Here is a 17019-nt window from a genome sequence, read left to right on the forward strand (position 1 = left end):
GTTGCGGGGGCCGGATTTGAACCGACGACCTTCGGGTTATGAGCCCGACGAGCTACCGAGCTGCTCCACCCCGCGTCCGAATTGTCACCCTCAAGCCGAGCAGTAGCTTGATGGCGTTTGTCTGCTTTCGACTGTTGACACAATCGCAGGCTGACGAAAAGTTGGTTGCGGGGGCCGGATTTGAACCGACGACCTTCGGGTTATGAGCCCGACGAGCTACCGAGCTGCTCCACCCCGCGTCTGAGGTCGCCAATAATAGGCGCCAGCGCACAGATTGCAAGTAAATATCTCAAAAAAAGTTTATTCGTAGATTAATCAGACAGAGAGTGAGGACATTAGCAGCATCATGCTGTTTTTTCAGGCAATAGAGTCAAAGCCACATACCAGGCACTACACTCAGTGAGATGAACACTCCTCATTTTGGGTAGGTATGATATGCGCATCTCCGCCGGTCACTGCCGTCAGTTGGGGGCGACACCCGACAACCGCGGCGTCAACTTCGCCATCTGGGCCCGCTTGGCCAGCCGGGTAGAGCTGCTGCTTTTCTCCAGAGCCGAAGATGATAGTCCCGAGGTAATTCCCCTCTCCCCCCGTTTCAACCGAACTGCCTACTACTGGCATATCCATATTGAAGGACTCCCCATCGGGCAACGCTACGCTTACCGTATCCAGGGACCATGGCGTCCCTATTGTGGCACCCGCTTTGATGGTGACAAGGTTCTGCTCGATCCCTATGGGCGCAGTATTGAACTGGGCCCCAACTATGACCGATGGGCGGCTGCACGCCCCGGCAGCAATATGGCTTGCTGCGCCAAAAATCGGGTAGTCGATACCCGCCACTACAACTGGGAAGGAGACAAACTGCCTGCTCACTCTCTCTCCCGCTCGGTGATTTACGAACTCCATCTGGGGGGGTTTACCAACTCCCCGAGCTCCGGGGTTGATCCTGCATTGCGGGGCACCTATCTTGGATTGATTGAGAAGATCCCCTATCTGCAATCTCTCGGAGTCACCGCCGTTGAACTGCTGCCGGTGTTTCAGTTCGATCCTCAGGATGCTCCCAAGGGGCTATCCAACTACTGGGGATACAGCCCCATGTCCTTTTTCGCCCCCCATGCCCAGTACGCCTGTGGCGATGATCCGCTGACCGAATTTCGCGATATGGTCAAGGCGCTGCACAGGGCCAATATCGAGGTGATCCTGGATGTGGTCTACAACCACACCGCCGAGGGGGGAGATGATGGCCCCACCTTCTCGTTTCGCGGCATCGACAACGAGGCCTACTACATCCTCGACAACAACCAGAAGGACACCAACTACTCGGGCTGTGGCAACACCTTCAACGGCGCACACCCGGTGGTACTGCGGATGATCATGGACAGCCTGCACTTCTGGCGCCAGGAGATGCACGTCGATGGCTTCCGGTTTGATCTGGCTGCCATTTTGTCGCGGGATGAATCGGGCCAGCCACAGGCCAATGCCCCGACCCTGCGCACCATAGATACCGATCCCAAGATCGCCGATATCAAGCTGATCGCCGAGGCCTGGGATGCAGGGGGGCTCTATCAGGTGGGATCACTGGCCGGCGCCCGCTGGCGTGAGTGGAACGGCCAGTTCAGGGACGACGTACGCCGGTTTCTGCGCGGGGATGACAACAGCGTCACCGCCTTTGTCGAACGGTTGTGCGGTAGCCCCGATATCTATCACTATCACCATGCAGATCCCGAGAAGAGCATCAATTTCGTCACCTGCCACGACGGCTTTACCCTGTGGGACTGGGCCAGCTACAACAACAAGCATAACGAGGCCAATGGCGAGCAGAACCGTGATGGCTGTGATCACAACTTCAGCTGGAACCACGGCCATGAAGGGGTAACGGACGATCCCCAGATCAATGCCCTGCGCACGCGCCAAGCCAAGAACATGATGGTGGCAACCCTGTTATCGGTGGGATCCCCGATGCTGTTGATGGGGGATGAACTGCTGCGCACCCAGCACGGCAACAACAACGGTTACTGTCAGGACAACGCGACCTGCTGGATGGATTGGCAACCAACTCCCCGCAGCCAGGAGATGTTCCGCTTCATGAAGGAGCTGATCCAATATCGCAAACATCTGTTCCAGCGCCCGGAGCAGGAGAGCATGCCACTGTCGCTCACCGAAATCCTGCGGCACAGCGAGATCTGCTGGCACGGAGTCAATGCCATGCAGCCAGACTTCAGTCCCCACTCCCATGCAATCGCCATGTCGGCCCTGTCAAGCGAAACCCGACTGGCCCTTTACGTACTGTTTAACGCCTACTGGGAGCCCCTCACCTTCAACCTGCCCAGCCCGCCCAAGGGAGTTGGCGGCTACTGGCGGCGGATCCTCGATACCGCCCTCCCCTCACCGCAAGATATCTGCACTTTCGGCATGCCACTGGAAGGGTTGACCAGAGAGTATCTGGCCCAGCCACGCAGCAGTTGCCTGTTTATCTGCGGGGCCGATGACTTCTATTGATTCTCGAGAGTCAGATATGAAAAAGCCCCGGGCCTTGGCTCGGGGCTTGCTCTTTTCAGTACCAGTGTCAGATCAGCTGGTACAGCACGCTGGTAGCGGCGATCTGGGCGATAAGCAGGCCACACAGGGAAGTGGAAACCACCACAGGCGCGGTATCACGCTGCAAGTAGAGCGGGCTGAACCAGAGCAGCAGGGAAGCCACCAACAAGGCAGCCTGTGTCACCACCGCCGGGATCAGATCATCGAGATTGGCTTCAGCCCCTTGCCAGCCCACCAGCACGGCCAGCCAGATAAGGCTGGCCATGGCGCCCGCCAGCGCAGCCAGCGGCAGAAGAGTATTAAACGCCTTGAGGCGGTGACGGGCTCGCAACAGCATCAGGTGAGCAAAGGCCGCTCCCAGCATCACCATCTGCAATAAACCGCTCACCCAGCCCTGCAGCTGCAGCAGCCCGAAGCCATAAACAGCGAGTGGCAACGCCGGTAGCCAGAGCAGCGTTGAGGGGACTGCACGCTTGCCCTCCAGCCGTGACTGGGCCAGCGACAAGCCGACCCCGAGCACCAGTGCGGCACCACCACTCCAGATCAGCCAACTGGCCGCCTTGGCCTCTACCGCCAGCATCAAGGAGAGCGCGGTAATGACCCAGATGGAGAAGAGCTGCTGAGTGATGCGTGAGCGCTGGCCGGGGCAGATATCACCGCGCCATAACACGATACCGAGGGCAATGAGGGCACCAAGCGCCATCAAGCCGGTAAGGGGAAAGAGCCAAAGTGGGAGTTGGACGAACATGACGCCTCCAGCAGCAAGAATTCGGGAGCGCCACCGGGGCGCCAGAGAAGAGTGGGCGAGTATACCCAAACCTGCGGCTATCCCCAATCACGACAAACAGACCGGCAAAAAATGAGCAGATGCCCCGAAGGTCATGATGCAGCCGACAGGCCCATTATCACACCGACTTCACACCTGACCGCGAGCCAGTGCCACTACCCGCGCAAACATCTGACGCAGCACGGGAGGAATATGCTCGGCACCAAGCCGCTCGGCTTCTTCCACCACCGCCAGTGCCATCCCCGGCTTGCTGCGGTGATGAATCGCCTTATTGATGATATGACTGGCACTCCACATGGCTCGTCCGCCCACCCCTGCTTCCCGCCGGAACACGGCTTCAAAACCATTGTGATAGAGGTAATGTTCAATGTCAGAGGCTGGCAACTGAGTCAACCGATCCCGTTCCCGCTCCCCTTTGAGTTGGCCCCGGGCCGAAGCAGCATACTTGAGCCCCGCCTCGTCGCCATCGGTCAACAGGTGCCACTCGATACCAAAATCCCGCGCCACCTTGATCAGCGGTGACTGGCCGCACTGGGCAAACTCGATAATCCGCACCCCTTCGGCCCGCAAACTGTAACCACAGATCTGGGCCAGCTCGGAGAGCAGCCAGATCTCGGTCTCCCCCTCCACCAGCAGCCAGCAACGGGCAAACAGCGACATGGGGCGGTTGATCCGCACGTGGAAGGCGATCTTGCGCAGATCGTCGCTGCTGTAACGCTCGCCCCCCAGCTGGTGACAGAGGATATCCTGCTGACGGCGCACCAGTCGTCGCACCTGATTGAGCGGCAGGGAAGAGAGCAGATCTCCCGAGTTGGTGGTGAGCAGCTTCTGGCCCGGCAGTTGTTCCAGCAGCCCCCACGCCAGCGCCAGCATGGTCGGGTGCAGCCGGCTCTCAGGATCCTCCAGGATCATGATGGGACGGGCCCCCTCCTCCAGCTCGCGATTGCCTCGCGCCTGCAGCAGGGTCGCCGCCATCCCGGCCATCGCCAGTTGCAGGGTGCGGTTATCGGCATGGCGCAGCAGGGTGTGCAGGTTGCCAGGATTGCGCAACGTCATGGGACGATTGATGATGTCACGCTGGCTGCGCGGTTTGTTCTTGATGGGGGCCAGAGCGTTGAAATAGTGATCCATCAGCTGGCGCACTGCTTGCAGCGCCTCCTTCAACTCCGGCTCCCCGATGCGCTGGGGCTCATCGATCAGCTTGTCGGCCAGTTCACTGAGTCTGTGCTCCGAGAGATCTCCCCACTGCAGGGTTTCCACCCCGTTGCGGGCACTGCGAGCGTCCCGCAGCCGGAACACCGGGTTCATGGTGATCAGCAGGCTAACCAGTTCGTTAGTATTGGCAATAGGCAGGCTCTTGCCCACCCCGTCGAGAAAGTCGTGAATGGTGAGCACAGAGCCATCAGCTTGCAGCTCGGCACTGGCACGATAGTGGATGCGATGAAACTTGTCCTTGTGCAGCACCCAGGAGGCGCCAAGACGAGCCAGACGGCGAGAATGCTGGCACATTTGTGGCCTGTGCTCACTGAAGGTGAGCACCAGTTGCAGATGACGCGAAGGGGCCAGCTCGGGATCTTCCGGTTGGTGAAAATCCTCGGCGGTGAACTGATAGGGCTCGGCATTCTGCCCCAGCAGACACCAGAGCGCGCGCAACAGGCTCGACTTGCCCCAGGTATTCTCGCCAATCAGCACTGTGGTGTGATCCAACCCGAGCGAAAGACGATTTATACCGCGAAAACCTTTGACTTCAATACGTTCCAGAAACATCCAGCAATGTCCACGTCACTCAGATTGAGCAATAGTGGCAAAGTTAACTGGAAAATCCTATCGGCAGCCGGGCTTTTTCAACGTGAACTGTGAGGCACTGCAGGTTCGGGAGGGGTGACGACAGCGGTGCGATCTTGCGGGGCATTCCAGTGGCTGAACCAAAGGTGACGGGTACGGATTTGACGTTTGCGATAATTCAATGGGCATTCCTTTCAATGGATAGTGGTAGAGAGTACACCTCTTTTGCCCAAAGTCTCAGGGTTATCTGTGACGGGAAGATGACAATTGTGCCCGCCACTGCCCCGGCGTCAAACCAAACGCCTTGCGAAAACGATTACCAAAATGGGCCTGGGAAGAGAAGCCACACTGACTGGCGATGCTGGCCAGCGGCTCGGGGCCAGCCAACAGCTGCTTGGCCCGTTTGAGCCGCAGCCCCAGCAGATAGCGGTGGGGCGGGCAGCCGATACTCTGGCCGAACATGCGGGCGAAGTGGTACTCGCTCAACCCAGCCTGCTGCGCCAGCTCTGCCAGCGTGACCGAGTCGGCCAGATGGGCCTGCAGATACTCCTGCACCCGTTTGATCACCACGGGCGCCAGCCCGCCGCGCAGAGGCGGCAAACCTGGGGCCTCCTCGGTATGGTGGCGGTAGGCGTGGAGGATCAACATCCAGGCGCCGTGGGAAAGCGCCAGCCGATCGACCCCGTGCTGCCACTGAAGTTGCATCAACTGGCGCTGCACCAGTCCGGCCGCCTGCGGATCATCGATGAAAGTCTTGTCCACCAGTTGCAGGTGGCGCCCCTCCTTGTCACACACCTCCTCGGCGATACGGGTGAGGTGAGTCGGGGTGAAGTAGAGATGAAAGAAGCGAAACTCTTCGCGCACCAGCCACTCGGATCTGTGGTGATCCGGCATGATGCACACCTTGCCGGTGCCGCCGTGGCCACCCGGCCCATCGAGTCGCTCGGTCTGCTCGCCTCCTTGCAGATAGACGCTCAGGGTGTGGTGGCCCGGCTTGTGATAGCGGGTCTGGTCATAGCAGTTGCGCCAACTGGCGACGCCAAGCCCGGGTTCGAGCCAGCAGGCGTCCTCCAGCCGGGCGCCGGTGCTGACCAGTGCATCGAATACCCTTGCTGTTTTCATTAGTCCCTGCCAACTGTTCTGGTTATGTGTACGGGTTATTCCGCTGCCATCCATCTTACCGACCGCGCCCGCAGATGACAGCGCAGGGCGATGAAAAACCGCAAGATGGTGCAATCCAGCCATCAGGGCTTGCCCCATAGTGGGTCATCTCTCCCTGACTCACCGGAACTGTGATGAACCTGATGCTCTATCTTGCCACCGTGCTTATCTGGGGCAGCACCTGGATTGCCATCGCCTGGCAACTTGGCCCCATTCCCATCGAGGTATCGGTGCTCTACCGCTTCCTGCTGGCAGCGGTGGCACTGTTTGCCCTGCTCACCGCCAGCGGCCGCTTTCCACGCCTCCCCTGGCACGGCCAGCGTTACGCCGCGTTGCTCGGAGCCCTGCTCTTTTCCACCAACTTTCTCTGCTTCTACCACGCCACCCGTTACATCCCGAGCGGCATGTCGGCGGTGATCTTCGCCAGTGCCAGCATCTTCAACGGCCTCAACCTCTGGCTGTTCGAGGGCAAACGTCCGAGCATGCGCTGGCTGCAAGGGTCGTTACTGGGGCTCTTTGGCACCCTGCTGCTGTTCTGGCCGGTGCTGGCAGATGCGCAACTGGGTGCAAACGGCTGGAAGGGATTGCTGTTCGCCTGTGGCGGCACCCTCTGTTTTTCGCTGGGCAATCTGGTCTCGGCCCGCGGCCAGCGCCACGGCTACCATGTGTTGCAGATGGTGCCCTGGGGCATGGTTTACGGCGTGGTGCTGTTGCTGGGCTGGGTCACATTGCTCGGGCAGCAACTGGTGGTGCCGACCGACAGCCACTATCTGGCGGCCATGGTCTACCTCGCCCTGTTTGGCTCGGTGATCGCCTTTACCGCCTACCTGACCCTGGTTGGGCGCATCGGTGCCAGCAAGGCCTCCTACGCCACCGTGCTCTTTCCTCTGGTGGCGCTTACCCTCTCCACCTTCTACGAAGGCTTTGTCTGGCAGGCGGTCTCGGTGGCCGGGGTGGTGGTGAGCCTGATCGGCAATCTGGTGATCTTCGCGCCGCCCTTGAGCGAATGGCGCATTCGACCGGCCAAGGCAGCAAACGACCCTTGCTCCTGAACCAGTCAGCCCCTAAGGTAACGCTCAATCTGTGACGATCCTGATGGCGATAAACAAGGGGGCGAGATGTTACTGGAAGGGCTGGAGACGCTGAGCCTGCTGGCAAGTGAAGGAACCATGGCCAAGGTGGCCAGTCGCCTCTATATCAGCCAGTCGGCGGTGAGCAAGCGGATTGCCCAGCTGGAGCAACGCCTTGGCAAGAAGTTGATCGAGCCGGAGGGGCGCCAGATCCGCCTCACTCCGCAGGCGCAGGAGCTATTGGAGCGAGTGGCCCCGAGTCTGGCCGAAATGAAGGGGGTGCTGGCCGATAGTCAGGATCTGGCGGACCAGAGCCCCCTCCCCATCGCCTGCTCCGAAACCCTGCTGGCGGGCTACCTCGCCCACTTTATGCGCGACTATCTGGAGCGCGATCCCCACCTTGCCCTCTCTACCCACCACACGCCGGTCATTCTGGCGCGGGTGCGCAGCGGCGATGCCCTGCTCGGCATCTGCGCCGGTCGGCTCCCGCCCGGCCATGGCCTCGGCGCCGATCTGCTGCTTGAGGAGCCCTTCTATCTGGTTGGCGAGGCGCAGCAGAGCCTGCCGCCAGCCAGCTCAGAAAGCAGGCGCAAGATCCTCACCATGGATCTGGAGAACCCCTCCAATCGCTACCTGCGCGAACCGTTGGCTGATTTGGGGCTGGAGCCCGCCATGGAGCTCGACTCCTATCTTGCGCTCATCGAACTCGCCAAGGCAGGCATTGGCCCTGTGCTGCTCCCCGCTGGCCTGCTGGGGCTGGTGGGAGAACAGGGGGAGATGGCACGCCCACTGCCCGGGCTGGGCCGCCCCCTTCATCTGGTCTACCGACCAAACAGCCTAAAGCGCGAGCGGATCGCACGGCTGGTGAACGCCCTGCACCAACACTTTCGCCACCGCAGCGTCACGCCGAGCTAACTGCTCAACCCAGCAGATGTGACAACGGGGCCCGAGGGCCCCGTTAACAATTGCGATGCGGCAAGCAAGGCGCACATCAGATCCAGGCAAACAGCTCCGGATACTGGCTCCACACCAGCTTGGCAGACATCAGCAAGGAGACGGTCACCAGCAACGGCTTGATCAGCTTCACCCCTTTTTTCAGCACCATTTTGGAGCCAAAACGGGCGCCGATAAACTGCCCCAGCGCCATGCAAAAACCGACACTCCACACCACCTTGCCACCGAGCGCAAAGAACAGCAGGGAGGCGATATTCGAGGTGAAGTTGAGCAGCTTGGTATGGGCGGTGGCGCGCGCCATGCCAAAGCCCGCCAGCGCCACGAAACCAATGGCAAAAAACGAACCTGTGCCCGGCCCGAAGAAGCCGTCATAAAAGCCGACACCGCCCCCCACCAGCAGCGCAAACAGCATGGGAGTCAGACGGCGGGAGCTCTCGGCATCGCTTACCCGCGGCGAGAAGTAGAAGTAGCAGGCAAAGGCCATCAGCAGGAAAGGGAGCAGGCGCTCGAGAATGGCGGCATCTATGGTCTGCACCGCCAGCGTGCCGATGGCCGCACCGATAAAGGTGCAGATCACCGCAGGCCAGATCATCACCCACTCCAGCAGCCCCTTGCGAGCATAGAACCAGGTGGCGGAGAAGGAGCCAAAACTGCTCTGCAGCTTGTTGGTACCGAGCACCAGCGCGGGCGGCATGCCGGTGGCCAGCAAAGCCGGCACCGTCAGCAGACCGCCGCCACCGGCGATGGCATCGATAAAGCCGGCGACAAGCGCCACACCGAACAGGGCAAACAGGGTAACCAGTTCCAATTCCATCCATAGACCTCACGAGAGTGGGTTGCCCGAAGGGGGCGGGCAACCGGAGAACACCAAAACGACGTTGTGCGGGGGCACAGGCTGTTCGCTATCCTAGCGGGCCACTGACCATGAATCTAACGAAACAGTGGCAGCCAATTGATTCCTGATTTTCATTAATTTGAGCGGCCACGCCCCTGCCCCAACCCTCAGAGGGCCCGTTACAGCGCGGGTGACGGGACTTCCGCTTCCTTGATGGCCGCCAGCGCCTCACATAGATGATCCTCATCGGCACCGGGGAAACGGCTGACCCGACCGGCCATGTAGCGTCTGCTGAACAGATTGAACCAGTGCTGCAATGCCTGCCCCGCCTTGAGCTCCCCCGCCACTTCCAGCACGCAGGCCGCCACTTCGGCGGTGCAGAGGTGCTCGTCGCAGTTGGCCACCCGCATCCCATAGGTCGAGAGCGCATCGGGCTTGATGGCGAGCACCGGAAATCCGTCGAGATAGGGGCTCTTGTTGAACATCTTGCGCGCCTCCGGCCAGGTGCCATCGAGCAGGATAAAGAGCGGTTTTTTACCCGGTGCCAGCGTCACCTCGCCGGTCAGGCGGGCAGGCTCCTTCTCGCAAGCGGGAAAGACCACATAGGGCTGCCAGGCTGGATCGGCCAGCAGGGCCAGCAGCTCGGGATGGGGCTGGGTACGTGACCAGAGAAACGCCCAGGTGGTATCCGGCAACACATCGGCAATGAGGCGACCGGTGTTGGAGGGTTTCATCGGCTCACTGTCATACATCAGCAGGCAGAAACCTGCCTCTGCTTTGAGTTCGGGGCGCCACTCGCAGGCACACCAATCCTCGCGCAGCTGACAGGCCGGACAGCGGGCCAGAGTGCCGCCACGGGCAAGAAACGGTCGGGTAGAGATACTCTTGCGCCAGGCCCGCAGGCGGTTGACGGCGTGATCAGGAACAGGCTTCATCTAGGTTCACAACTGGAGTCAAAACAGGAACGGCAGCGGTGCCAACATGTCACGGCGCCACAGGGCGCGATAACAGGGGGACTGCCGGAAAAGCGCAAGATTGTACCGAGTTACGCGCTGGCGGAACAGCAATCCCTGCCCTTTTCGCCAGACACTGCGCCAACTCCTCTTGTCTTACGACTCCTGACAGCTGCGCAGCAGCTCCAGCAACAGGCTGCCATCGCGCAGCGCCTTGTGCACCTGCACCGAGGTGGGCTTGGTGGGATCTTCGTAGAAGTGGGTGGATTCAATCTGCAGCCGAACCAGATATTCGGCGGGCAACTGGCTGGCCAGCGACTGGTGCAGCATGGGGAACAGCAGCCGATCGGCACGGGTGATCTCGCCCCCCAGCAGCAGCTTGCCCGGATTAAGCAGGCAGATGAGGTTGGATAGCACCTTGGAGAGGCGGCCCGCCGCCTGATGGAGAATATCCTGACAGAGGCTGTTGCCCGCCAGCGCCAGCTCGCACAGCTCGCGGATGGTAACGCTCTCGGGCAAGTCGTGCTCCTGCATCCGCTCGCGCAGATCCCGGTATTGCGCCTCCAGCGCCTGATTGGTCACCAGGGTACAGGCGCAGCCAAAGCCGCCGCAGTAGCAGCGCTGGCCATAGGGCTCGAGCTGCAGGTGGCTGAGATCACCGAGCAGCGCATTCTCGCTCTCGATAAGCTGGCCATTGACCACCATGCCAACCCCGATGTCGTTGTGGACAAACACCAGCACCGCATCGGCGCAATTTTTGGCGGCCCCCCACTCCCGCTCTGCCTGGATCCAGGTGCGCACATCACCACTCACCAGCACAGGTACCGAGAACACCTCCTGCAAGGTCGGCCCAAGCGGCCAGTTGCGCAGATCATAGAAGGGGAAATGTTTGACCATACCGGAGTGACGCTCTACCTGTCCGGGTAGACAGAGAGCGATACAGGCCAGATTGAGGGACTTTCTCGGCAAGAACCCCTGGATCGCATGTACTAAGCTGCCCAGCAGGTCGTTACGCTCAAGCTCGGTAAAGAGATGGCGATGGCGGGCCAGGGAGCGGCCTGAAAAGTCGAACAGCGCCATATCCACGTAACCACGACCAAGACGCATGGAGAGAAACTGGAAGCGGCGCTCGTTAATACGCAGCAGGGTCTGACGACGGCCGCGCCCCACCGAACTTTCACCACAGGTCACCACCAGACCCCCATCGAGCAGTTCCCTGGTGATCTTGGTGATACTGGCTGGCGAGAGGCCGGTCAGGCGGGAGAGATCGGTGCGCGACAGCTCCTTGTGCTCCTCCAGACTGGCATAGACCAGGCCATAGTTGAGCTGACGGATCAAATCGATACTGCCTTTCACGATCTCATTCATAGGGTATGGATTAAGGGCTGAAACTGGGGCCACCGATTTTCACACATTATTGCTCGATCCCCAAATAAAGCGCGGTCTGAACCGGGGTTCAGACCGCATTGTTGAGTGAATATCATCGAGATGGTCGGGCTCAATAACGGAACTGGGAGACCAGTTTGCGCAATTTGTCACCGGTATTGGCCAGATCGCGGGTGGTGCTATTGGACTCCATGGCTGCATCGGTCAGCTCGCTGACTATCTGCTGAATGGCTACCAGGTTCTTGTTGATCTCCTCCGACACCGCGTGCTGCTCTTCGGCAGCGGTAGCGATCTGAATATTCATGTCGTTGATGGTACTGACCGCCATCACCATGCTGTCGAGGGAGCTGGCAATATGGCTCGCCTCCTGCACCGTCTCCTGACTGCGATCCTCGCTCGCCTGCATCACATCCACCGCCTGCTTCACCCCCCCTTGCAAGCGCTGGAGCATCTCATTGATCTCCTTGGTGCTCTGCTGGGTACGACCGGCCAGCGAACGCACCTCGTCCGCCACCACCGCAAAACCGCGGCCCTGCTCGCCCGCCCGAGCAGCCTCGATCGCCGCATTCAGCGCCAACAGGTTGGTCTGTTCGGCAATGCCGCGAATAACCTCGACCACAGAACCAATCTTGGCGGTCTCTTGGGCCAACTGTGCGATGACGCCAGCCGCGGTATGCACCTCCCCCACCAGTCGGTTGATGCTGTTGATAGCCGTGCTGACCACACCACGAGCGGCGTCCGATTCACGGGCTGCATCACTGGTTGCCGTCGCCGCGTTGGAGGCACTGGCAGCCACCTCCTGGGCGGTGGAGCTCATCTCGGTCACCGCAGTCACCACCTGATCGGTCTCCCGGCTATGACCATGCATCTGCTTGTCGTAGTGCTCACTCAGATGGTGCAGCTTGTCAACGGCGGTGAAGAGATGGTTACTGGTCTCGCCAACCTGACTCACTACCGACTGGATCCGCTCGACAAAGCGGTTGAAGGCGCTAGCCAGTTGCCCGATCTCATCGTCACTCTGCACCTTGAGCCGCTGGGTCAGATCCCCGTCTCCATTGGCAATATCGTTCAATGCCAACACGGCATCTGCCAGCGGCTTGGTGACACGATTCCCCACGATCACAGTCGCCGCCAGGGTAATACCGAGGATCAGCAAGATCACCAGCACACTGCTCTGCAGCGACTCGTGCATATTGCTTTCGCGCTCGGCGCGCAGGGCCGCCAGCTCGTTGTCGATGTCATCGATATAGAAACCGGTACCGATAACCCACTGGTATTTGTCGAGCGCAATGTTGTAGGCGAGCTTGGGAGCATCACGACCAATGGAAGGTTTGGCCGTCCAGTACTCGGCAAAGCCATCCCCCTGACGGGCCACCTTGATAATGTCCTGGATCAGCAACTTGCCCTTGGCATCCTTGTCGTTCCAGCGATTTTTTCCCTCCAGCTCGGCACGGGTAGGCAGCAATATAGTGTTGCCCTCGAAGTCATAGACAAAGAAATAGCCATCGCTGCCGTAACGCAACGGCCTGAGCAGCTCTTTGACCTTCTGACGATTTTCCGGAGAATCCGGCTGTGCATAAACGGCATCGACGGCGGTTTTGGCCATCATGATGTAACTGCTGAGCAGCGCTTTACGCTCCTTGATGGCATTCTCCCTCGCCACCACCAGCTCAGACTCCAGGTCGCTCTTGGAGACCATATAGTTACTGAGATTGACCACCAGGGCCATCAGCAGCACGGGTACTGCACCCAATAACAGGATTTTCTGTTTTAGCGTCATCTTTCACATCCTTGCAGCTGTTTTTATTGGAATTCCTTGCTTACCCATCAGTATAGGTGCTGGCAGGGCGAGCCCAGCTTTCGTTACAATTCCCTTAAACAAATCGGCCAGAACGTGAAAATCATGAATCTTTGTCCTTGCGGCTCAACCCTTTCTCTCGAATTGTGCTGTGGCTTACGTCACAGTGGCGCGGTGGCTGACACCCCGGAGCAGCTGATGCGCTCGCGCTACAGTGCTTTTGTGCTTGGTCTGGGGGAGTATCTGGTCCATAGCTGGCACCCGGCCCACCTTGGCGGCCTCACCGCCAAAGAGCTCTCTCGCATCGACACCCGCTGGGACGGTCTCGAGATCATCGCCAGCCAGGGCGGCCCGGAGGATGAAACCGGAATGGTGGAGTTCAAAGCCTGGTTTCTGGAAGGGGATGAGCGTCACTGCCTCCATGAGCGCTCCCGCTTCGTGCGTTATCAGGGACGCTGGGTCTACACCGAGGGAGAGCAGGATCCGGCGCCCCTCAAGGCGGGGCGCAACGATCCCTGCCCCTGTGGCAGCGGCAAAAAGCACAAGAAGTGCTGCGGCTGACGCATCACACACCCTCCAGACTCGTCAAACAGTGACAAGGGGCATCCGATGCCCCTTTTTTGTGTCTGCCATTCGCCACCAGCCCATCAACCGATGCGATAACAAGCGTGACAAATGTCACATAATGCTCATTAACGCGCGAGCAAATGAGCGTTTGCGAGCGCAAATTTGGCCCATATCAAACATTTCCACTCAGAAGTAGGCCACACTGGCCTCATCTGGAAGAGATGAGACGGGCAACAATGAAAAGAATAACTACACAAGTCGTCATCATAGGCGGCGGTGCCACAGGGGCCGGTATCATGCGCGATTGCGCACTGCGCGGCATCGACTGCATCCTGCTCGAGCGCGATGATATCGCCGCCGGCACCACCGGCCGCAACCACGGCCTGCTCCACTCCGGTGCCCGCTACGCGGTGACGGATCAGGAGTCCGCCCGCGAATGCATCCAGGAAAACCGCATCCTCAAGCGGATTGCCAGCCACTGTGTCGAGGACACGGGCGGCCTCTTCCTCACCCTGCCGGAAGATGACATCAATTTCCAAACCACCTTTATGGATGCCTGCGCCCTGGCCGGTATCGAAACCCGCCAGCTCGATCCCGGTGAAGCCCTGCGCATGGAGCCCAACGCCAACCCGGCGATGATCGGCGCCATCCATGTACCGGACGGTACGGTCGACCCGTTCCGCCTCGCCGCCGCCAACGTGCTGGACGCCAAAGAGCATGGCGCCCGCATTTTCACCCACAGCAAGGTACTGGGACTCTTGCGCACGCAAGATCGGGTGCACGGGGTCAAGGCCATCAACACCCGCACCGGCGAAGCGTTCGAGGTGGAGTGTCAGGAGGTGATCAACGCCGCTGGCATCTGGGGCCAGCAAATTTGCGAATACGCCGATCTCGGCATCCGCATGTTCCCGGCCAAGGGCTCCCTGCTCATCATGGATTACCGCATCAACCAGCTGGTGCTCAACCGCGCCCGCAAACCGGCGGATGCGGACATTCTGGTGCCGGGCGATACCATCTCCCTCATCGGTACCACCTCCAGTCGCATCGATTACAACAAGATTGACCAGCTCACCGTCGAACCCGAAGAGGTCGAAGTGCTGCTGCGCGAGGGGATCAAGCTCGCCCCCATCATGGCGCGCACCCGTCTGCTGCGCGCCTACGCCGGGGTGCGCCCGCTGGTGGCGGTGGACGGTGACGACACCGGCCGCAACATCAGCCGCGGTATCGTGCTGCTGGATCACGCCGAGCGCGATGGCCTCAAGGGCTTCAACACCATCACCGGCGGCAAGCTGATGACCTACCGCCTGATGGCGGAGTGGGCCACCGATCTGCTGGCCAAGAAACTCGGTAACAACAAACCCTGCCAGACCGCCGAGCTGAGCCTGCCCGGCTCGCGGGATCCGGAGAAGGTCTCCGCTCCCGGTCTCTCGGTGCCGGTCGAAGGCTCCGCCCAATACCGCCACGGCGAGCGGGTCATCGCCTTCTTCCGTGACAATCCCAAGGCCAACGCCCTGATCTGCGAGTGCGAAATGGTCACCGCAGGTGAAATCGAATACGCCCTGCGCGAGCTGGATGTGGACAACCTCATCGATCTGCGCCGCCGCACCCGTCTGGGCATGGGCCCCTGTCAGGGCGAGCTCTGCGCCTACCGCGCCGCCGGTCTGATGCAGGAGTACGGCAAGGCCGATGGCCGTCAGGCCTGCGTCATGCTGCGCCAGTTCCTTGAGGAGCGTTACAAGGGAACCCGCCCCGTTCTGTGGGGCGATGCCCTGCGCGAGGCCGAGTTCACCTACTGGATCTACGAAGGGCTGTTTGGCCTGGGGGAATGGACGGCGCCACAGCTGGTCGCCGATACCCCACGCGACCCAACCAGCGAGACCACTCACAAGGAGAGCCGTCATGAAGTTTGACAATATCGTTATCGGCGGTGGCATGGCGGGACTCTCGGCCGCCCTGCGGCTGGTAGAGGCGGGCCAGAAGACCCTGCTGATGGCCTCCGGCCAGAGTGCCCTGCACTTCTCCTCCGGCTCGGTCGATCTGCTCGAAAGCGAGGGAGATCCCCGCGCCGCCCTGCCCGCCTTTATGGCTGCCCATCCGGATCACCCCTACAGCAAAGTCGGAATGCAAAATATCGAGGCAAGTCTGGCCGATCTGCAGCGCCACTGCGCCGAACAGGGATTGCCGCTGGTTCGCCACGAGACCAATCACCAGCGTCTGACCCCCATCGGTACCCTCAAGCGCACCTGGCTCTCCCCCGATACCTGCGCCTGTGTCACCGATGCACCGATCCCGGACGTGCTACTGCTGGCCACCCTCGAGGGCTTTCGCGACTTTCATCCGGCACTGGCTGCCGCCAATCTGGCGACCCATCCGCGTTTTGCCCACTGCCGCATTCTGACCGGCGAAATCCGCCCGCCCCAGCTGGCGGAATTCAGCCGCAATCCCCACGAGTTTCGCTCAGCCGATATCGCGCGCCTGTGTGACAAGCACCATCTGGTGGCCGATCTGGCCCGCGAGATCAGCCGCATGGTGCAGGAGAGCGGTGTACCCGGTTGCCGCCATATCGTGCTGCCCGCCTGTCTTTCGCTGGGGCTGGTAGGCCCGCGTCTGACGGAGCTGGAGCAGCGTACCGGCTGCACCATCAAGGAGGTGGCCACCATGCCGCCATCACTGATCGGGATGCGGATGCAGGAGGCGCTCAAGCGCCGCTTTATGGCCCTTGGTGGCACCTTCCTCACCAGCGAGCGGGTGCTGGGCGCCCGTTACGACGGTGACCGGGTGGTCGGCGTACATACCCAGAATGGCGATGATCAGCTGTTTGAAGCGGACAACTTCGTGCTTGCCTCCGGCAGCTTCTTCAGCCGTGGGCTGGAATCCCGTCTGCGTGGCATTCGCGAACCCATCTTCGATGCCGATGTGTTGAGTCTGGAGGAACGTGATGCCTGGGCCGGTCGTCGGCTGTTCGACCACCACCCTTTCATGGGCTTCGGGGTCAAGACCGACGACAAACTCAGAGTGCTGCGTGGCGGCAAGCCGCTCACCAACCTCTATGGCGCGGGCAGTGTCTTGGCCCATTACGACCCAATTCGTGAAGGTTCCGGCTCCGGCGTTGCCGTTGCCACCGGCTGGCAGGCTGCCGGCCATATTCTGGGCGCGGCCCAATGATTACTACGTCCCATATCCCG

General features: G+C 60.6%; 13 protein-coding genes and 2 tRNA genes. 6 read left to right on the forward strand and 9 right to left on the reverse strand.

What is annotated here, in order from left to right:
• Nucleotide 1 precedes the first annotated feature (1 nt).
• Nucleotides 2-75: transfer RNA gene (locus tag G5179_RS11535), tRNA-Met, on the reverse strand.
• 87 nt (nt 76-162) lie between these two features.
• Nucleotides 163-239 (reverse strand) — tRNA-Met (locus tag G5179_RS11540).
• A gap of 196 nt (nt 240-435) precedes the next feature.
• Here G5179_RS11540 and glgX point away from each other — a divergent pair.
• A complete protein-coding gene (gene glgX, locus G5179_RS11545; protein WP_421258400.1) occupies nt 436-2499 on the forward strand; it encodes a glycogen debranching protein GlgX in 2064 nt (687 codons plus the stop codon).
• Nucleotides 2500-2566: 67 nt separating this feature from the next.
• Here the strand turns inward: glgX and G5179_RS11550 are convergent, their stop codons facing one another.
• The 3 genes from G5179_RS11550 to G5179_RS11560 form a co-directional block, all read right to left on the reverse strand.
• A complete protein-coding gene (locus G5179_RS11550; RefSeq protein ID WP_151285685.1) occupies nt 2567-3286 on the reverse strand; it encodes a hypothetical protein in 720 nt (239 codons plus the stop codon).
• A gap of 168 nt (nt 3287-3454) precedes the next feature.
• The gene (locus G5179_RS11555; RefSeq protein WP_421254591.1) at nt 3455-5092 is read right to left on the reverse strand and encodes an ATP-dependent endonuclease; all 1638 of its coding nucleotides are present in this window, start codon (nt 5090-5092) and stop codon (nt 3455-3457) included.
• Nucleotides 5093-5353: 261 nt separating this feature from the next.
• Nucleotides 5354-6232 carry a helix-turn-helix domain-containing protein gene (locus G5179_RS11560; RefSeq protein ID WP_421254590.1) on the reverse strand — a complete coding sequence of 293 codons (879 nt, stop codon included), beginning with the start codon at nt 6230-6232 and terminating at the stop codon, nt 5354-5356.
• A gap of 173 nt (nt 6233-6405) precedes the next feature.
• On the opposite strand from G5179_RS11560, the gene G5179_RS11565 reads away from it, so the two are divergent.
• Complete coding sequence (locus G5179_RS11565) at nt 6406-7323, forward strand: DMT family transporter (RefSeq protein ID WP_421258401.1); 918 nt, start codon at nt 6406-6408, stop codon at nt 7321-7323.
• 66 nt (nt 7324-7389) lie between these two features.
• On the forward strand, nt 7390-8256 hold the full coding sequence (locus G5179_RS11570; protein ID WP_421258402.1) for a LysR family transcriptional regulator: 867 nt from the start codon (nt 7390-7392) through the stop codon (nt 8254-8256).
• Nucleotides 8257-8332: 76 nt separating this feature from the next.
• Here the strand turns inward: G5179_RS11570 and G5179_RS11575 are convergent, their stop codons facing one another.
• The 4 genes from G5179_RS11575 to G5179_RS11590 all read right to left on the reverse strand — a co-directional run bounded on the left by G5179_RS11575 (nt 8333) and on the right by G5179_RS11590 (nt 13249).
• On the reverse strand, nt 8333-9109 hold the full coding sequence (locus G5179_RS11575) for a TSUP family transporter (RefSeq protein ID WP_421254587.1): 777 nt from the start codon (nt 9107-9109) through the stop codon (nt 8333-8335).
• 200 nt (nt 9110-9309) lie between these two features.
• Nucleotides 9310-10065, reverse strand: coding sequence for a tRNA-uridine aminocarboxypropyltransferase (locus G5179_RS11580; protein WP_216953485.1), 756 nt, complete (start codon nt 10063-10065; stop codon nt 9310-9312).
• Between the two features lie 174 nt (nt 10066-10239).
• On the reverse strand, nt 10240-11451 hold the full coding sequence (locus tag G5179_RS11585) for an ROK family transcriptional regulator (RefSeq protein ID WP_216978887.1): 1212 nt from the start codon (nt 11449-11451) through the stop codon (nt 10240-10242).
• A 130-nt stretch (nt 11452-11581) separates the two neighbouring features.
• A complete protein-coding gene (locus G5179_RS11590; RefSeq protein WP_421258403.1) occupies nt 11582-13249 on the reverse strand; it encodes a methyl-accepting chemotaxis protein in 1668 nt (555 codons plus the stop codon).
• Nucleotides 13250-13372: 123 nt separating this feature from the next.
• On the opposite strand from G5179_RS11590, the gene G5179_RS11595 reads away from it, so the two are divergent.
• From G5179_RS11595 to glpB, 3 genes are all read left to right on the forward strand, one after another.
• Nucleotides 13373-13828 carry a YchJ family protein gene (locus G5179_RS11595; protein WP_421258404.1) on the forward strand — a complete coding sequence of 152 codons (456 nt, stop codon included), beginning with the start codon at nt 13373-13375 and terminating at the stop codon, nt 13826-13828.
• A 242-nt stretch (nt 13829-14070) separates the two neighbouring features.
• On the forward strand, nt 14071-15744 hold the full coding sequence (glpA, locus tag G5179_RS11600; RefSeq protein ID WP_421254585.1) for an anaerobic glycerol-3-phosphate dehydrogenase subunit A: 1674 nt from the start codon (nt 14071-14073) through the stop codon (nt 15742-15744).
• Nucleotides 15734-16999: a glycerol-3-phosphate dehydrogenase subunit GlpB gene (glpB, locus tag G5179_RS11605; RefSeq protein ID WP_421258405.1), complete on the forward strand. Its 1266-nt coding sequence runs from the start codon at nt 15734-15736 to the stop codon at nt 16997-16999. The genes glpA and glpB overlap by 11 nt, the downstream gene beginning before the upstream one ends.
• Nucleotides 17000-17019: the final 20 nt, after the last annotated feature.

Source organism: Aeromonas sp. 600886, from assembly GCF_049174935.1.
GTDB classification, from domain to species: domain Bacteria; phylum Pseudomonadota; class Gammaproteobacteria; order Enterobacterales; family Aeromonadaceae; genus Aeromonas; species Aeromonas veronii_A.

What these genes read in the sequence shown, in the direction of transcription:
- G5179_RS11565 (WP_421258401.1), top strand. Translation starts at nt 6,406, where the DNA reads ATGAACCTGATGCTCTATCTTGCCACCGTGCTTATCTGGGGCAGCACC.
- G5179_RS11575 (WP_421254587.1), bottom strand. Translation starts at nt 9,109, where the DNA reads ATGGAATTGGAACTGGTTACCCTGTTTGCCCTGTTCGGTGTGGCGCTT.
- G5179_RS11595 (WP_421258404.1), top strand. Translation starts at nt 13,373, where the DNA reads ATGAATCTTTGTCCTTGCGGCTCAACCCTTTCTCTCGAATTGTGCTGT.
- G5179_RS11590 (WP_421258403.1), bottom strand. Translation starts at nt 13,249, where the DNA reads ATGACGCTAAAACAGAAAATCCTGTTATTGGGTGCAGTACCCGTGCTG.
- G5179_RS11570 (WP_421258402.1), top strand. Translation starts at nt 7,390, where the DNA reads ATGTTACTGGAAGGGCTGGAGACGCTGAGCCTGCTGGCAAGTGAAGGA.
- glgX (WP_421258400.1), top strand. Translation starts at nt 436, where the DNA reads ATGCGCATCTCCGCCGGTCACTGCCGTCAGTTGGGGGCGACACCCGAC.
- glpA (WP_421254585.1), top strand. Translation starts at nt 14,071, where the DNA reads ATGAAAAGAATAACTACACAAGTCGTCATCATAGGCGGCGGTGCCACA.
- G5179_RS11550 (WP_151285685.1), bottom strand. Translation starts at nt 3,286, where the DNA reads ATGTTCGTCCAACTCCCACTTTGGCTCTTTCCCCTTACCGGCTTGATG.
- glpB (WP_421258405.1), top strand. Translation starts at nt 15,734, where the DNA reads ATGAAGTTTGACAATATCGTTATCGGCGGTGGCATGGCGGGACTCTCG.
- G5179_RS11580 (WP_216953485.1), bottom strand. Translation starts at nt 10,065, where the DNA reads ATGAAGCCTGTTCCTGATCACGCCGTCAACCGCCTGCGGGCCTGGCGC.
- G5179_RS11555 (WP_421254591.1), bottom strand. Translation starts at nt 5,092, where the DNA reads ATGTTTCTGGAACGTATTGAAGTCAAAGGTTTTCGCGGTATAAATCGT.
- G5179_RS11560 (WP_421254590.1), bottom strand. Translation starts at nt 6,232, where the DNA reads ATGAAAACAGCAAGGGTATTCGATGCACTGGTCAGCACCGGCGCCCGG.
- G5179_RS11585 (WP_216978887.1), bottom strand. Translation starts at nt 11,451, where the DNA reads ATGAATGAGATCGTGAAAGGCAGTATCGATTTGATCCGTCAGCTCAAC.